Origin of the sequence: Amycolatopsis palatopharyngis, assembly GCF_003385185.1 — a bacterium.
In the GTDB taxonomy this organism is placed as follows: domain Bacteria; phylum Actinomycetota; class Actinomycetes; order Mycobacteriales; family Pseudonocardiaceae; genus Amycolatopsis; species Amycolatopsis palatopharyngis.
Window position 1 is genome coordinate 18,396 of the sequence record NZ_PQHZ01000060.1, and the last position, 15,110, is coordinate 33,505.

At 67.5% G+C, this 15,110-nt stretch carries 12 protein-coding genes and 1 pseudogene; 2 read left to right on the forward strand and 11 right to left on the reverse strand.

Going from position 1 to position 15,110, the window contains the following annotated elements:
• Positions 1–22: 22 nt before the first annotated feature.
• From D0C15_RS29415 to D0C15_RS29465, 11 genes and pseudogenes are all read right to left on the reverse strand, one after another.
• A pseudogene (locus D0C15_RS29415) lies at positions 23–1,339 on the reverse strand (UDP-glucose dehydrogenase family protein); the annotation flags it as partial.
• 16 nt (positions 1,340–1,355) lie between these two features.
• Positions 1,356–2,204: a phosphotransferase enzyme family protein gene (locus tag D0C15_RS29420; RefSeq protein WP_116051386.1), complete on the reverse strand. Its 849-nt coding sequence runs from the start codon at positions 2,202–2,204 to the stop codon at positions 1,356–1,358.
• Positions 2,201–2,863, reverse strand: coding sequence for a histidine phosphatase family protein (locus D0C15_RS29425; protein ID WP_116051387.1), 663 nt, complete (start codon positions 2,861–2,863; stop codon positions 2,201–2,203). Before D0C15_RS29425 ends, D0C15_RS29420 begins: the two co-directional genes overlap by 4 nt.
• A gap of 8 nt (positions 2,864–2,871) precedes the next feature.
• Entirely contained in the window at positions 2,872–3,657 is a 786-nt protein-coding gene (locus D0C15_RS29430) for a phosphotransferase (RefSeq protein WP_116051388.1), read from the reverse strand.
• Positions 3,654–4,472 (reverse strand): class I SAM-dependent methyltransferase, encoded by an 819-nt coding sequence (locus D0C15_RS29435; RefSeq protein ID WP_116051389.1) that lies wholly within the window; start codon positions 4,470–4,472, stop codon positions 3,654–3,656. Before D0C15_RS29435 ends, D0C15_RS29430 begins: the two co-directional genes overlap by 4 nt.
• Positions 4,469–5,029 carry a P-loop NTPase family protein gene (locus D0C15_RS29440; RefSeq protein ID WP_211323375.1) on the reverse strand — a complete coding sequence of 187 codons (561 nt, stop codon included), beginning with the start codon at positions 5,027–5,029 and terminating at the stop codon, positions 4,469–4,471. The genes D0C15_RS29435 and D0C15_RS29440 overlap by 4 nt, the downstream gene beginning before the upstream one ends.
• The gene (locus D0C15_RS29445) at positions 5,026–6,093 is read right to left on the reverse strand and encodes a CgeB family protein (protein WP_116051391.1); all 1,068 of its coding nucleotides are present in this window, start codon (positions 6,091–6,093) and stop codon (positions 5,026–5,028) included. Before D0C15_RS29445 ends, D0C15_RS29440 begins: the two co-directional genes overlap by 4 nt.
• A complete protein-coding gene (locus D0C15_RS29450; protein WP_116051392.1) occupies positions 6,090–7,811 on the reverse strand; it encodes a carbamoyltransferase family protein in 1,722 nt (573 codons plus the stop codon). Before D0C15_RS29450 ends, D0C15_RS29445 begins: the two co-directional genes overlap by 4 nt.
• Complete coding sequence (locus D0C15_RS29455; RefSeq protein WP_116051393.1) at positions 7,808–8,794, reverse strand: thymidylate synthase; 987 nt, start codon at positions 8,792–8,794, stop codon at positions 7,808–7,810. The genes D0C15_RS29450 and D0C15_RS29455 overlap by 4 nt, the downstream gene beginning before the upstream one ends.
• A 31-nt stretch (positions 8,795–8,825) precedes the next feature.
• On the reverse strand, positions 8,826–9,857 hold the full coding sequence (locus D0C15_RS29460; protein ID WP_116051394.1) for an NAD-dependent epimerase/dehydratase family protein: 1,032 nt from the start codon (positions 9,855–9,857) through the stop codon (positions 8,826–8,828).
• A 213-nt stretch (positions 9,858–10,070) separates the two neighbouring features.
• A complete protein-coding gene (locus tag D0C15_RS29465; RefSeq protein WP_116051395.1) occupies positions 10,071–11,150 on the reverse strand; it encodes a thymidylate synthase in 1,080 nt (359 codons plus the stop codon).
• A 192-nt stretch (positions 11,151–11,342) separates the two neighbouring features.
• On the opposite strand from D0C15_RS29465, the gene D0C15_RS29470 reads away from it, so the two are divergent.
• A complete protein-coding gene (locus D0C15_RS29470) occupies positions 11,343–14,432 on the forward strand; it encodes an orotidine 5'-phosphate decarboxylase / HUMPS family protein (protein ID WP_116051396.1) in 3,090 nt (1,029 codons plus the stop codon).
• A gap of 47 nt (positions 14,433–14,479) precedes the next feature.
• A complete protein-coding gene (locus tag D0C15_RS29475) occupies positions 14,480–14,905 on the forward strand; it encodes a GNAT family N-acetyltransferase (protein WP_245976384.1) in 426 nt (141 codons plus the stop codon).
• Positions 14,906–15,110 lie beyond the last annotated feature (205 nt).

Here is a 15,110-nt window from a genome sequence, read left to right on the forward strand (position 1 = left end):
TCCCTGCGTCGCCCAGCGCTGGTCAGGCTGTTTTGGCGGTGGGCCGGGTAGCGGTGGCTTGGCCGATGGCGTGCAGGCGCAGCCCGGTGCGGGCAACGTCCGTGGCGTCGAGGAGGCCCCTGGTGTCGAGGACGAGAGCACCGCGCATGGTTCGGGCGAGGGTGCGCCAGGGCAGTCGGGTGAATTGTGGCCAGTCGGTGAGCAGCAGCGCGGCGTCGCAGTCGGCCAACGCGGTGGCGGCGTCGGGGGCGTGGGTGAGGTGGTCGGTGAGTCCGGGGACAGTGTGGGTGATGGCGGGGTCGTAGGCCGTGACATGGGCGTGGCGGGCGGCCAATGCGGTGGTGATGGCCAGGGCGGGTGAGTCGCGCAGGTCGTTGGTGCCGGGTTTGAAGGTCAGGCCGAGGACGCCGATACGAGCGCCGGTCAGCGGCCTGGGCAGGAGCTTTTCGATCAGTGTGCTGATGCGCCGCTGATGGTGGGCGTTGGCACGCACGATTGCTTGGAGCAGGCTGAGGTCAGCGCTGGTGTGGTCGCCGAGGGCGAGTAGGGCGCGGGTGTCTTTGGGCAGGCAGGGACCGCCCCAGCCTGGACCGGGGCGCAGGTACTGGCCTCCGATACGGGGATCGTGTTCGAGGCCGGTACACACGTCGGTGATGTTGGCACCGAGATGTTCGCTGAGTTCGGCGAGGGTATTGGCGTAGGTGATCTTCATGGCGAGGAAGGTGTTGGCCGCGTATTTGATGAGTTCCGCGCTGGTGGGGTCGGTGAGGACGAGCGGGGCGTTGATGCCGTGGTAGAGGGCTGCGGCGCGGTGTGCGTGCTCGAGGTTGTTGGCGCCCAGGACGAGGCGGTCGGGGTGGAGCCAGTCGTGGACGGCGCTGCCTTCGCGGAGGAACTCGGGATTACTGATCACGGCGATGTCGCTGCGATCCAGTGCGGCGGTGAGCTGACAGTGGGTGCCTGGCGGCACGGTGGATTTCACGACGATCTGGCCGCCAGGTGCGAGATGCCGGCGCAGCTGGGGGATGGTGGTGTCGATCGCGGTGAGGTCGGCGCTGCCGTCGACCCGCGCCGGTGTGGGTAGGCACAGGAAGACTGCCCCCGATTCGGCGAAACAGGGCGCGGCGGTATCGGTGAAGGTGAGCTGCCCGGTGCGCTGGTGGCGGTGGATCATCTCAGGTAGTTCGGGTTCGAGAAGATCGATGTGCCCGGAGGCCAGCCTTCGCAGGCGCTTGGTGTCGATGTCGACGGTGTGGACTCGGTGGCCAAGGTGCGCCAGGCACGCAGCGGTGGTCAGGCCGACGTAGCCGGCGCCAATCACGGTCACGGTGGTCATGGTCGGTACTCCTGAGGGGTCAGCGGAGCTCGGCCAGCAAGCCTTGTCCTATGTGGACGAGGTGGCTATCGCGGGTGCGCAGTCCGTAGGCGAGGCTGGTGACGGCTTCGAGCGCGGTCACGTGATGCAGCACTGCGGTGTCGGTGGTGTCGAGTGGGCCGTAGCCGTCGAGGAAAGCGGTTTTGAGGTCTGGGCGGTGTGGCCAGGTGCGGGTGGCGAGGCGGGCGAGGTCGCGGGCGGCGAGGTCTTCCCGGCTGTTCTCGAAGTCGATGACCCGAACCTGGTGATCGGTGTGCCAGAGCAGGTTGCGGGGCTGGAAGTCCAGGTGGCACGCAGCGACCCGAGCGATGGTCAAACTGGAAAGCTGGTGCAGGTGTTCGCGCACGAGGTCGGTGTCGTGGCGGGTCAGGTGGGAGGTGAGTTGGCTTAGCCAGTGTTCGCCGCGGGTGGCGAGGTACCGGGCGATCTCCTCGGCGGGAGTGCTGTTGGGCAGGGCGTGGAGCCGCCGCAAGATGCGGCCAGCGGCGCGGTGAGCTTCGCGTTCTTCGGCTGCGGAGAGGGAAAGTGTGTCGAGAGGTGCGCCGGGGACGGCGGTGATCACGATCCCGGGCAGCTCGGGCGCGACGGCGACCAGTCGTGGTACGGCATCACCCAGGTGTGGAGTCCACGTGCGGTAGGCGTGGACTTCGCGCTGATGCAGCGCGGGCGTGCGGTGGATCTTGCCGATGAGGTCGGTGTCACCGGCCCGCAGCCGAGCGACGGTGCCGGTGGCGTGCGTGAGCGCCGGGGTGGTGATCGTGACCGTAATGTGCAGCGTCGTTTCGGCGAGCCGTTGCAGCTGGGTGAGCGGGTGAGGTGGCTTCGTCATCCCCGTGCCTTCGTCTGCGGGTGGAGGTGGCGAGTGTCGTTGTGGCTGGCCAGCATCCACACCTCGTGGCCGAAGCGGTTGCGGTGGCGCTGCCAGTGGGTCAGGCAGGCGTGGCTGGTGATCTGCCCGGCGTGTTCGTGTTCACCAGGGGGCAGGCGGTAAAAGAAGGCGAAGCTGGCTTCGATGGTTTCGCCGTGCGCGGCGATGAGGATCCGTTCGCCGGGGTGGCGATCGAGGATGGTGTGCAGCGCTGTCTGACAGCGGGCGAGGTAGCCGTTCCAGGCCTCGGCGCCGGCGGCGATCGGTCGGTCCGGATAGCGCTGGGGCCGGCCGCCGAACCGGGTCTTGACGCTGGTCCAATGTTTCCCGTCGGCGTCGCCGTGGTCGAGGCCACGCAGGGCGGGGTCAACGCGGGGCTCGAGGCCCAGTGCGTCGCCCAACAGGTCTGCTGTGTCGAGGGTGCGGCGGCGGGGACTGGTGTAGAGCGCGCTGATCGGCGCTGTGGTGTCTTCCTGGCGCAGTTGGTGCGCGAGGAGGCGGATCTGATCACGCCCGCGTTCGGTGAGTCCGGTGCAGGTCGACTCCCCGCCGACGTGACCGGTGGTGTTGCAGTGCGCTTCGCCGTGCCGGGCCAGCAGCAGTTCGGTGGTAATGGTCATGACCGGCCTCAACTCCTTGGCGTGTTGGTCGGGGTGCGGGCTGCGGAGGCGATCTCGTCAGTGGGCCACGGTCGCACCGTCGCCCAGTCGTGGGTGTAGTGGCAGCCGAGCCACGGGCTGGTCAGCAGGTGATGGAATTCGGCCCAGACCTGGATGTGACCGAACGGGCAGGCGTTCTGGCCGAGGCCGAGGGACGTGGTGTAGGCGTGGAGGGCGTTGACGGCGTGCTGGCGGGTCAGTGGTCCGAAGGTCATCGCGGTGGTGACGACCAGTTTGGCCAGGTCGTAGCCGGCTGGGGCGAGAGTGAGGGTGTCGAAGTCGACGAGGACCGGGCCGCGGCTGTCGGAGAGGATGACGTTGCGGGGGTTGGCGTCTTTGTAGAGCGCGCCGGGGAAGTGGGTGGCCGCGTCGAGCCAGGCATCGACGAGTTCGCCGGACAGCGGGCTCCGGGTGGTCGACAGCGCGGCATGCAGGCGTTCTCGGCGTGGGGGCGCGAATCCGGCCAGAGTCCCACTGCCGTTCAGCGGGAACGGCTGGTTGATGTCGGCGTGGATCATCCCGTGGCGCCGGGCGGCGTGGTGCAGTTGGCCCAGTGCGCGGGCGATGACTGGCAAGTCCGCGGGTTCGGCGGTGGGTCCAGAGATGTGCTCGAACTCCAACGTCGTGTCCCGGTGTCGCAGCAACGTCGGAAACGACAGGCCGGAGTCGAGTCCGGTCAGCCACGTGTGGTGGTTCGCCGCGGCGTGCGCGGCGTCGGGTGTGCGGTAGTGCTTGCGGAACACGTCGGTGTTCATGTCTTGCTGGCCACGACGTAGGTGACGGCGGAGTCGGTGGCCACCCCGTGCCCGCGCAAGACGGTGTCCAGTCGTTCGGTGAGGGTGTCCAGTTCCTGTTGGGGCAGCCGGTATTTGGGGTTGGTGGCGACGTAGCGGGCAGTGTGGGCCGCGTCGGTGAAGTGGAACCGGTGCTGGTGATGCGCCACTGTGTCGACGCGCAGGTGCTGTGCGGTGATCGTCTCGGCGTTGCCGCTGTGGAAGCTCTCGTACAGCGAGGGGCGGCGGGTGGCGTCGGGGTCGAGACCGCTGGCGGCGACAAGTTCGTCGAGGGCGGCGTAGCTGTCGGCTGACTTGGTGACCAGGATGATGCGGCCGCCGGGGCGCAGGCAGCGGCGGAATTCGGCGAGGACCGTACCCGGCTTCGGGGCGTGGTATAGGCAGAAGGCAGCCACGATGACGTCGACGTGGTCGTCGAGGGCGGGGATGTCGTGGAAGTCTGCGCAGACGAAACGGACCCGCCCGGCGATGTCTGGGGCGTGCTCGGTGACGCGCGCCCGGGCCTGGTCCAACATTGCGGCTGATGCGTCGAGAGCGGTCAGGTGGTCCGGTGACCATGCCCGTGCGAGGTAAGCGGTAGTGCCGCCTCGCCCGCAGCCGACGTCGAGCACGCAGCTCGGCCGACTGGGGCCAAGTCCGGCGATGACCTCAGCGACTGCCGCCCCGGAGATTTTGGCCGCGCTGAGCGCGGAGGTGCGCTGCGTCAGGCGATGCGCGTCGCCGTAGAGAACGTGCCGCTGCTTGTGGTCGAGGAATGGATTGGCCGAGGTGTTCATGGCCGCTCCGGGCTGGTTGAGACGGTGTCGAGGTAGCGGCGGGCGGCGCGGCGACTGGTGAGGATGACCACCGTGCCTGCGGCCCGCTCGTCGAGCAGTATGTGGATCTTGGGGCGCATGGTCTTGCGGTAGCCGAGGATGTACTTCACGAATCCCCAGCTCAGCCGCCCTCGCAGGTGGCGGGACAGCTCGTCGGAGCCGCGGTGCTGGCGGCGGCGCTGCAGGATGCCCCAGAGGCAGACCAGGGGGTGGATGTCGAGGAAGACGACCGTGTCGGCCGCCGCGAGCCGGATGGGCATGGTGGAGGCGTAGTTGCCGTCGAGGATCCAGCGGTCTTCGGCGACCAGCCGCCGCTGAAGCGCGGCGAACTCGTCCTGGCTCAGGGGGTTCCACTGCTCGTCGTAGTACACCATGTCCAGGTGGGTGACGGGCAGGTCGAGCCGGTCGCTGAGCTGTCGGGCGAGGGCTGATTTTCCCGATCCGCCACAGCCACAGATCGCGATTTTGCGCACGGGTTCTCTCCGGTTGTCGATGGTGACGGGTGGTCGCGTGTTCACGGTGCCAGTTGCCCGGCCGGGCGTCTGGTAGCGGGCATGAGCGCGTCGAGGTGACGGATCTGGCGGCTGGCGCGAAACAGCTCCAGCCGGGCGGCGCAGGCCGCCAACAGATCCGCCCGCTCGCCGTTTCGCCTGTCTCGCAGCTGAGCGACGCGTTCGGTGGTGTGGAATCCGCTTGTCACGTGCAAGGTGGTGGGGACGAACCGGGCCGCCGAACGGATGTTGGCTGGAGCCAGGGGCAGACATCCGGCCAGGACCGCTTCGAAGAGGCGTTGGGTCATCTGTCCTCGGCACACGTAGCGCTCGGGGAGCAGCAACACAGTGCAGGTGGCAGCGCGGTAGAGCGCGTCGACGGCCGGGAAAGGGACGCGGCCCTGGAAGTGCACGTGCGGCCAACGGTGAGTGCTGGTCCATTTGCCAGCAACTCGGTGGCGATGGCACGCGGCGGCCGGGGCGAAGTAGGTGTCGAACGCCGTGTCGCGGCCGTACTGGTTGCCCACGTAGACCAGCGGCCACCGGCGTTCTCCGCCTGCAGCGATGGCGGGGCCGAAGGCGTCGAGTGCCTCGTCGGCGACAGGGAACAGCAGGCTGTGCGCCCCCAGGTGGGGATGCAGGGCTGCCTCGGTCACGGTAACTGCGGGGTGGTGGCGTAAGGGATCGTCGGCGGGCAGTTGCAGATCTTTGTCCCACACGATGGTGGGCAGGCCCTCGTGGGTGTAGTGGTCGAGGAGTTGCTGTTGGCGGTGCAGATCGCAGGTGTGGCCGGGTTGCCCGCAGGGCGTGGTGTTGCGCCCGGGGATGGGCCAGCGCCACTCCAGGAAGAGCACATCGATCTCGGGCAGGGTGTGCTCGGCCCACTGGTAGGTGTCGCGCAGATCAGTGCCTGCTTCGGCGAGATCACGGTTGCTTTGCAGGAACACGACCTGGTGCCCGGCGGCGATCAGCGCGTCGACCAGAGTGCGGCGGTGACTGCGTCCCCCGTCTGGGGTGTCGGTGATCCCGGCGCCGAGGAAGCCCCAGAAGCTGTACCCGATCCGCAGCCCGGTGCTGGTAGCGGCGCTCATTCGGCGATCACCCACCAGTGCTCGAGCAGCAGGGCATCGATCCCGGACTCAGTCAGGCAGTCCAATGCCATCTCCGGAGTGCCGCAGATCGGTTTGCCTTTGATGTTGAGGGAGGTGTTGATCAGCACGGGGACGCCGGTGAGTGCGGCGAATTCGGTCAGAACCTCGACGAGGAAGGGGTTCTGGTCGGCGTCAACGGTCTGCACCCGGGCAGTGCCGTTGGCGTGGACAATGCTCGGGATCCGCTGTCGCGCCTGGTCCGTGACTGGTACCGCCATCGACATGAACGGTGAGGGCTGGCGCAGCTGGAAGTAGTCGGTGGCCTTGTCGGCTAGGACCATCGGAGCGAACGGACGGAAGGGTTCGCGGTACTTGACTGTGGCGTTGAGCCGGTCGACGACCTCGCGGTCGAGTGGGGAGGCGAGGATGGACCGATGCCCGAGTGCGCGAGGCCCGGCCTCCAAGGCTCCGGTGAACACCCCGACGATGGTGCCGTCGGCCAGACGGTGGGCCAGGTGCCGGGCCCGGTCAGACACGCGGTCGGCGCGTAGCCCGGTGCGAGGCTCGGCTAGCAGGGTGCGAGCGGGGAAGGTGGGTCCGAGATAACAGGCGTCGGCCGCGCCTGTCGGAAGGGTGCCCGTGTGCCGCAGCCACTCCGCGAGTGCGGCTCCGATCGCGGTACCCGAGTCACCCGGGGCGGGCGGCACCATCACCTCGTCGAACATTCCGGTCCCTGCGATGCGACCGATGCTGACACAGTTCATCGCGACGCCGCCGCCCACGCACAATGTGCGCATCCTGGTGCGCTGCGCCGCTTGCCGGGCGAGGTGGAGCATGGCCTGCTCGGTGCGTTCTTGCAGGGCTGCCGCGAGGTCACTGTGCACAGCCTCGATCGGGTCCTGGCCGTGGCGCGGCCCGCAGCTGCGCTCAATGAAGGCCGGTAGGACCCTGGGCGTGTGACCGGAGAGCACCCTCAGCCCGAATAGCGCCGGGTTAACAGTGAATCCCGTGTCGGTGATCGGGATGGCGTCGGCGAACAGGCGCCGGAAGCGGGCCGGGTCGCCGAGCGCCGCCAGGGCCATCACGGTGCCTTCCTCGTCGCCGCGCCGCCATCCGAGGTGCTCGGTGATCGCGCCGTAGACGTAGCCCAGCGAGGCCGGATCCGACAGCGCGGCCAGTTGCCGGTAGCGCACCCGGCCCGCCTGAACATCAGCCAGCGCGAGGCTGGTCGTGTCGGTCTCGCCGAGGCTGTCGACCACCAGAACCGCGGCCTGGGAACGCCCAGAAGCGGCGAAGGCGTACAGGCCATGGGCGCGGTGGTGCGGTATCGCCCGTATCCGAGATTTGGGGAAGTGATGCCGCAGTTGCCACAGCCGGGTTTGGGTGCGCCAGGCGACCTTGAGGAACGATCCCGCTCGTGCCGCGGCACGGGGCGCCGCGGCACGGTTGGTCAGGTGGCGAACGGAGCTGGCGGCAGCGGGAAGGTAGCGCCAGGGCACGAAGTTGTAGGCCACCACGTCAATGTCGTCCCCAGTGAGCCCGTGGGTGTCCAGGAGCCACGCGATCGAACGGGTGGGATAAGCGCGATCGTGTTTGACACCGCTGAGGCGTTCTTCTTCGCAGAAGCCCACCAGCCGGCCGTCCAGGATGAGCGCGGCGGCCGAGTCGTGGGTGAACGCGCACACCCCCAGCAGAGCGCGCACCGGGCGCGGCCTCATGCCACAACCTCGCTCCGGCCGAGCGGGGTGGCGGGAGCGGCGGCGACCGCCTCGGGGTTGTTCTGCAGCAGCAGGTACCACCGGCGGAGCGCAGTAGCCAACGGTCCCGAACTGGTCTCGATCAGGGCTTGGGCCGCGTCGTGATCGCGCTGCTTCCACCGCCGGTAGCTGGCGAGCACGACCGCGAAGTCGTCCCAGCCGTGGTGTCCGACCGGTTCCCCGGCAATCACCTGCGCCAACATCGCGTCGAAGTCGGTCCACGGCACCGCCAACGGGGCCATACTCGGCTGCCGATGCGGCCACTGGCGCAAGTCCGCGACCGCATCGACGTGTTGCTCGTACAGGTGCAACGAGTCCACCAGATGGTGGTATTCGCCAAGGTCTGCGTCGAGCCACCCGGCGAGCAGCTCGTGCAGAATCGTGAACGTGAACACGTCATAGGGCAGCCCCAGCCACGCGTCCTGGCTGCGCATGCTCGTGAACATGTGCAACGCGCCCTCGCGCAGCGCGAAGCGGTAGCCCAGCGTGCACGGCACGTCGCGGTAGCCAGAGAAGTCCTGCGCGGGGTCGAACAACGTGATCACCGCCTGCCGCGTCGCTGGGTCAGCCAGCAGCCGGCGGCGAACCGCGTCGAGCTGGTCGACCTTGCCACGCCAACGGCGCAGCCGTGGACCGTAGGCACCCTGCAGGCGACCGTGGTCTGCGAAACGCCGCAGCCGTTCGTTGAAGGCAAAGATCCAGTCATCGTCGGAACCGGACAGAATCCAAAGCGCTTCTGCCGCCGCGAAGGCTGGGTTGAGTACCCGCACCGGCGCGACGTCGACGAATCGGCTGCGTGGGCTGCTCAAGACGAGTTCGGCACCCAGAACCTCCACAGTAGACAATCCGCGTGGGGCGATTTCTCGTCCTCGCTGGGTGACTGCCTGGCAGGTTTGGGTGAACAGATGCGAGGCGTCACCGGCTGACACGGTCAACAGCGGCACGATCTCTCCTTTTCGAGCAGTTAGAAGGGATTCAGGCCGTCGCGGTCGCGTCGGCGTGGCCAATGGGGTAGCTACGTAGCCAGTCGAGGTGCCGTCGCATCCCGGTGGTCAGCTCCACCTGGGGCTGCCACCCCAGCACATCGCGGGCGAGTGTGGAGTCGGCCAGCGTCGCAGGTACGTCGCCGTCACCGGCCGGAGCTGCGGTCACCGGGACCGGTCGGCCGGTGAGGTCCTCGGCGACGCGAAGGACCTCACGCACACTCGTGGCACGCCCCGCGCCGATGTTGAACGCGCCGGAGGCCTGGGTACGGGAGGCCGCGATGGTCGCCTCGACGATGTCGCCGATGTAGGTGAAGTCTCGGCTCTGCTCACCAGAGCCGTAGAGCACCACCGGCCCTCCGCCGAGGGCGGCGGTCAGCGCTCTGCCGATCAGCATGTCGGAGCGTTGTCGTGGCCCGTACACGGTGAAGTAGCGCAGCGCGGCGACCGTGGTCGCGCTGTCGTGGCGCTGGGCGTGCGCCAGCGCCAGCGCTTCGGTCGCCAGCTTGGTCACGCCGTACGGAGACAGCGGTCTGGTCGGGACTGTCTCCGAGGTGGGCCCTCCGCCGGTGCTGCCGTAGACGCTGGACGAGGACGCGACCACCACGCGGGGCACTCGGGCCTGGATCGCCACGTCCATGACCCGCTGGGTCGCCACGACGTTGCACATTGCGTAGTCATCGAATCCTGGGCCCCAGGACGGTCGCACTCCTGGCAGCGCGGCGAGGTGGAATACCACTTCCGCGCCGGACAGCAACGGTTCCCAGCCCGGGCTGGTGAGGTCGACCCGCCGGAAGGTGAACGCAGGCTGACCCAGTGCCTCACCCAGGCTCTGGGCCGCCGCCACGTCGCAGGCCGGGTCGCGACGATCAAGACCGACGACCGATGCGCCGTCGGCGATAAGTCGGGTGATCAGATGGCCGCCGATGAACCCGGCGGCTCCGGTGACGACCACACGTCTCGGTCGGCCGGAGTCGGACGGGATCGTGGGCGTGCCTGCGGTGTGCGACAGCACATTAGTCATCGTTGACGCCTTATGAGGTCGATTCGGATTGGGCGGGGTGTGGGCGACGGCGAGGCGGCACGCTGTCGGGATACGCGCGTCGCCCCGCCGTCAGTCAGTGGTTGGTAGGTCGACCAGGCGCGCGAGGTCGAAGGGCGCAGCCGCGCGAGGAGCGGTGGTCGCAGGCTGGTGCTTCCTGTCCATGGGCTGTGTTTCGTTGGTGTCGAGGACCGGTCATGACGCAACGCGTCGGTCGCCTGCGGGGGGTACTCGATCGGGCCAGGTGTGGTGTGACATCCACTGGTGCGCAGGATGCAGGACCGTGATGATCTCGGGATCGATGGACCGACAGTCAGGTTCATAGGTGATTTGCCTATAGATCTCCAGGAGCGCGATGAGGCCCTGCCAGTACTGTGGTAGCCCGCTTCGTTCCAGCGAGTTTTTCGTGTGGGCCATGAGGTTCGCGCGGAGACGTTGCTCGTGCGCACAGACCTCGTCGAGGATCTCCATGGTGGTCTCCGCGGGCATTTTCGGCCACGGAAGTAGTGGTGGCACCGTGGCGGCGGCTTCGGCGAGGATCGCGTGGGTCCGGGGAAGGTGCTCATTGATGATGTGCATCGATCCGACGTGATGGGTGTAGGTGCCGAGCCGCAGCCCGAGTAGTCGCGCGGCAAGCTCCTGGATGAAGGTGAACGAGAACACGTCGGACACCAGTCCGCGTGAGGCATCTTTGGCGCGCGTGTAGCAGATGCCGTGGAGGGCGCCATCGCGTTGCAGGAGCTGGAACGCGATCGTGCACGACACGTCGGGATGCTGGCCATCACCGACCTCGTGGGCGCCGAAGATCGGCAGGACCGCGCGCCTGGTGTCAGGGTCGGACCGGATGAGGTCCAGGGTGGCGTCGAACGCGCAACGGTCGCCCGCGTGGGTACCGGTCCGGAAGAGCCGAGTGCCGTATGCAGCACCGGCGATGGTCAGGCCGTCTACGGAGTAGGAGGCCAGGCGCGGGGCGTAATGGCGCATCATGGCCACGTCGTCGCGGCCTCCGAGGAGCCACAATGTCTCAGCGAGGTGGACGACAACATTGGTCGTGTACGTCGCCAGCAGCGGAACCCGTGCGGCGGGGTCGGCGATCTCAAACGACACGTTCAACCGTTCGGGACCACTGTTTCCCTGCGTCGTGGTGTGATGATGCGGGTGACGCAGCAGATCCTCGAGCACGGCGATGTAGGCGTCGTGGAACTGCGGAAAGGACGATGGCGCCAGGAGAGGGCGAGCCGAGAACGGCTCGGGTGGCTCATTGGTCTGCGGCATCGGGACTCCCGGATCTGACCGCGGCCGTCGGTATGGCGATCGCGTGCATTCACCGTGCCGCCCGGACCCCCGACTCTGGAAGACAGCCGCGCACCGGAAGTGATCGATACTGATCAAGCCCTCGCTGTGTCGACCCCGCTACGGTGAGAACATGCCGAAACCGCATCATCGTCCGCTTGGAGGACTACCTGCGTGATCCGCGACATCGCGTGGACCCCGCGCAAGGTGAAGGCGCTGCGCGAGGTCCAACACCTCAGCCAGCGCGCGTTCGCCGAGCACCTCGGGTTCGCCCAGAGCACGGTTGCGAACTGGGAGAAAGCCGGACGCGAGAGCGCACTACACCACGAGACCCTTGAGGTGCTCAATCGGGAACTCGAAGGGCTACCCGACGACCTCCGAGACCGATTCGACCGCCAGCTGGGCGTCGCCCCGGGCAAGCTCGGCGCGGGCTCAACGGTACGCACCCAGAAGCTGCTGGAATCGCTCAGCAACGATGCCGACTCGCCTCTGCCGTACCACCCGCCCACGGACGTGGTCAAAAATGTCAGGACGTTCCTGGCCTCCTCCACACGGGTTTTCCTACTCGCGGGCGCCCCGGGGACCGGCAAGTCGCGACTGACCCACCACATCGCCCAACAACTCGCCGACCAGACCGACATCCAGCTGCTGACAGTGGCCAGCTGGGACTTGGCTGGAGTGGATGTTGCCGTCGAGATCCTCCGCTACGCCTCGATACCTCGTGGGCACGACGCCCTGCTCACACTGGAAGGGCATTGCGCGCAGCTGTCCCACCCCTGCACGGTCGTGATCGACGGTATCTCCAGCCACGACGAGTTCGCCGTCATCGGCCGTCAGGTCGACGCGATCCTCCGACAGGTCACCACGTCCTCGCTGCGGTTCCTGCTCACCGTCCGCACTCCGCCGTCGATCGAAACCACCGCACATCCGCTGCTGCACGCGGCCCTCTTCATTTCGCCCGAGGCACCACGCGGCGATCCTGCGACCGAGCTGACTGCCTGGACTCCAGCCGAGGCGCGGTCCCTGTGGGATCAGGTACGCGTGCCCGAGGCGCCCCCGTTCGATCGCCTCCCGAGCGGCATCCAACAGTTGGTTCGGGTACCGATCTACATGCGGCTGGCGCTTTCCGCATCGCTGAAGGCATCGGGGCACGATCTCAATGCCTACGCGCTCCTCGACCACTGTGTGCGCGCCATCGTCGGTGAGGGCACCACCAATACCGACCTGGTGCTCGCCTCTCTCACCGACCTGGCTCACCGGCAGAGCCAGGTCCCCACCAGCCTCGCCATGGCCCCGCTTCCTGCCGATCACACCAGCTCGCCGCATCCCCCTGTGGGCGTTGCGAACGCCATCGTGCGGGATTCTGCACATGGGCGAATCGAATTCACCCACGACGTGCTGCGTGAATTCTTCCTCAGTACCCGTATCGCTGATCTGCTCCACGCCCAGGGGCGCTCGGTTATGGCCATCGGTGCCGTCAACGACCTCGCAGCCCAGGCGAGTACCTCCAGCGCGGCTCGCAGCATCATCGAACTGGTCTTCCAGCGCCTGGACAATCTCGCGCCCGACCTGCTGGAGTATCTCGCGACCGCGCCTACAGCCTCGACCAACTCCACCGTGCCCCTGCTGATGGCACTGGCCGACGGCTCGCGCTTCGCCACACCCCAGGTCCTGCGCGCGTTGGCCAAGCGAGCTGAGCAGGAGGCATCGATCAGACTGAGCCGAGCCCTACTCGCCAGCGGGGCCGTGCACGCCGCACTCGGTCACGGGCGGACCAGGTGGCTACTGGCACTCCTTCGACGATTCGGCACCGCCCTCTGGCCAGAGATCACCGGATTCATCGAACGCACCTTCGACGTCGCCGACGCTTACACACTGCTCGACGCCGCGGACCTGGCCAACGGCGACGAGGCGATCTTCTTCGCGCGGCACTTCTATCTGTTCTTCGCCGACACTGCCAACAACGCTCTGGAAGCATTCCTGGGGCACCCCAGTTGGCGTGTCCGAGCTGCGCTCGCCGAGGGAACGGACGACGACCGCGCCCCGATCGACACCGCAGGACTCGCGGTCATGGAGCGGCTCGTTCACGACGCCGACTACAAAGTCCGTGCCGCGGTCGCGCCCGTGATCACCCGAGCCCCCGACGCGGTCGCCGCGCAGTACATCGCCACGCTGTTGCACGACGACAACTGGCACGTGCGCGAACGCACGCTGCGCGGCCTAGACCGGTTCGGTCCGGATCATCCCAGGCGAGACCTGGTGCGCTCGGCACTCGCGGCCATGAACACCGACCCGGGCTGGCGCCACTGCCCCCGCCACATCCGGCCAAGCTGGGAGCGGCTCCAGATCCTGCACCTCCCTGACCGCCACCCCGACGTCATGGCCGGTGATAACCACGACCGCGACGACCACGGCGCCCTGCTCACCGTGCTCAGAGAAGCCCGCACCGGTCAACTAGTTCTGTCCCCGCCACTGAGGCAGGCGGTGGTAGCCCGGGCGCAACGCAGTAGCAGCTGGCTAGTACGACAGGAAGCCGCCCGAACCGGCGCTGAATCCCACAGTGCCGGAAACGAAGATGACCCCCGGCTCAGTCGCGAGCGATTCCGCCGGGCACGCGGGCAACGTGCTGTCCAGATCGCCCTGGACCTGCGCGACATCAACGACGCGATCACGGTGGCCCGAGCGGCCGTCGCCGCAGGAGCCGACTTCATCGAGATCGGCGACCCACTCATCAAAGAGGTCGGCGTACGGGCCATCGAACAGATCAAGGCCGCCGTGCCCGAGGCCACCATCGTCGCCGAGATGATGTCCGCGGACTGGGGACGCGACCAAGTCCTACTCGCCGCCCAATCCGGAGCCGACATCGTGCTACTCATCGGCCCAGCCACCACCGCCAGCGTCAGCGCCGCCGCCGAAGCCGGTCAACGCCTCGGCGTACCCATCCTGCTCGACGCCCCCACCGCCACCACCCACCGATGGGTCATCGACATGGAACGAGCCGGAGTCGACGGCTTCACCATTACCACCAACATCGACCTCGGCATCGGCAGCACGACCGCCCTCGACGCCGCCCGAACACTCCGCTCCTGGACCCAACTACCCGTCGCCGTCAGCGGCGGATACAGCACCACCGACCACGCCATATTCGCCAGCCCCGACTGGGACATCCTGATCATCGGACGCAGCATCGCCGACGCCGTCGACCCCGCCAGCGCAGCCAACCACATCGTCGAACTCGCCCACCGCACCGAAAGGCACCCGTGAACATCAAGCCCCTACACCAAGACGACATCCCCGCCATCCTCGAACTGATGGAACTCGGCGCGCCCTACATCCGGCCCCGCACCGCATCCGACTACTGGCTCTACGCCAACCTGTTCTCCACCACCTGCCCCATCGCCACCGAGCAAGACCAGATCATCGGCACGATCATCGCCTTCCGCAGCCAAGACCACCCCGACGACCTCTACATCCAGGACGTCATCACCCACCCCGACCACCGCCGCAAAGGCATCTCCACCGCCCTCCTGGACTCCGTGCGTGACACCGGTCAACGCTTCGGTTGCCGCCGGCTGTACCTCACGTCCGAACCCGATAACACCGCCGCCCACGCCACCTGGACCCAGAAAGGGTTCACCAACACTCCTGGAGATCACACCATCAACGGCATCTCCGTTGTCTCCGACTACAAAGGCCCCGACAAGCATCGGGCCGTCTACGAACTCCGATTGACCTAAACCACCGATGATGGTGAACGCTACCCAGAACGTTATCCCCCGCATTCACGTAAAGCTCCACACCAGACTGTCCCCGAGGGGTCTGTAACAGGAACGGTGTTTTCGGCGTTCGTGGTTAGTACTTCTCGGCGCCCGGCCAGCGGTCACCGAACGTGTTGGCGAACGCGTTCAATGCGGGTTTCCATCGCATGGTCCACCGGGCTTG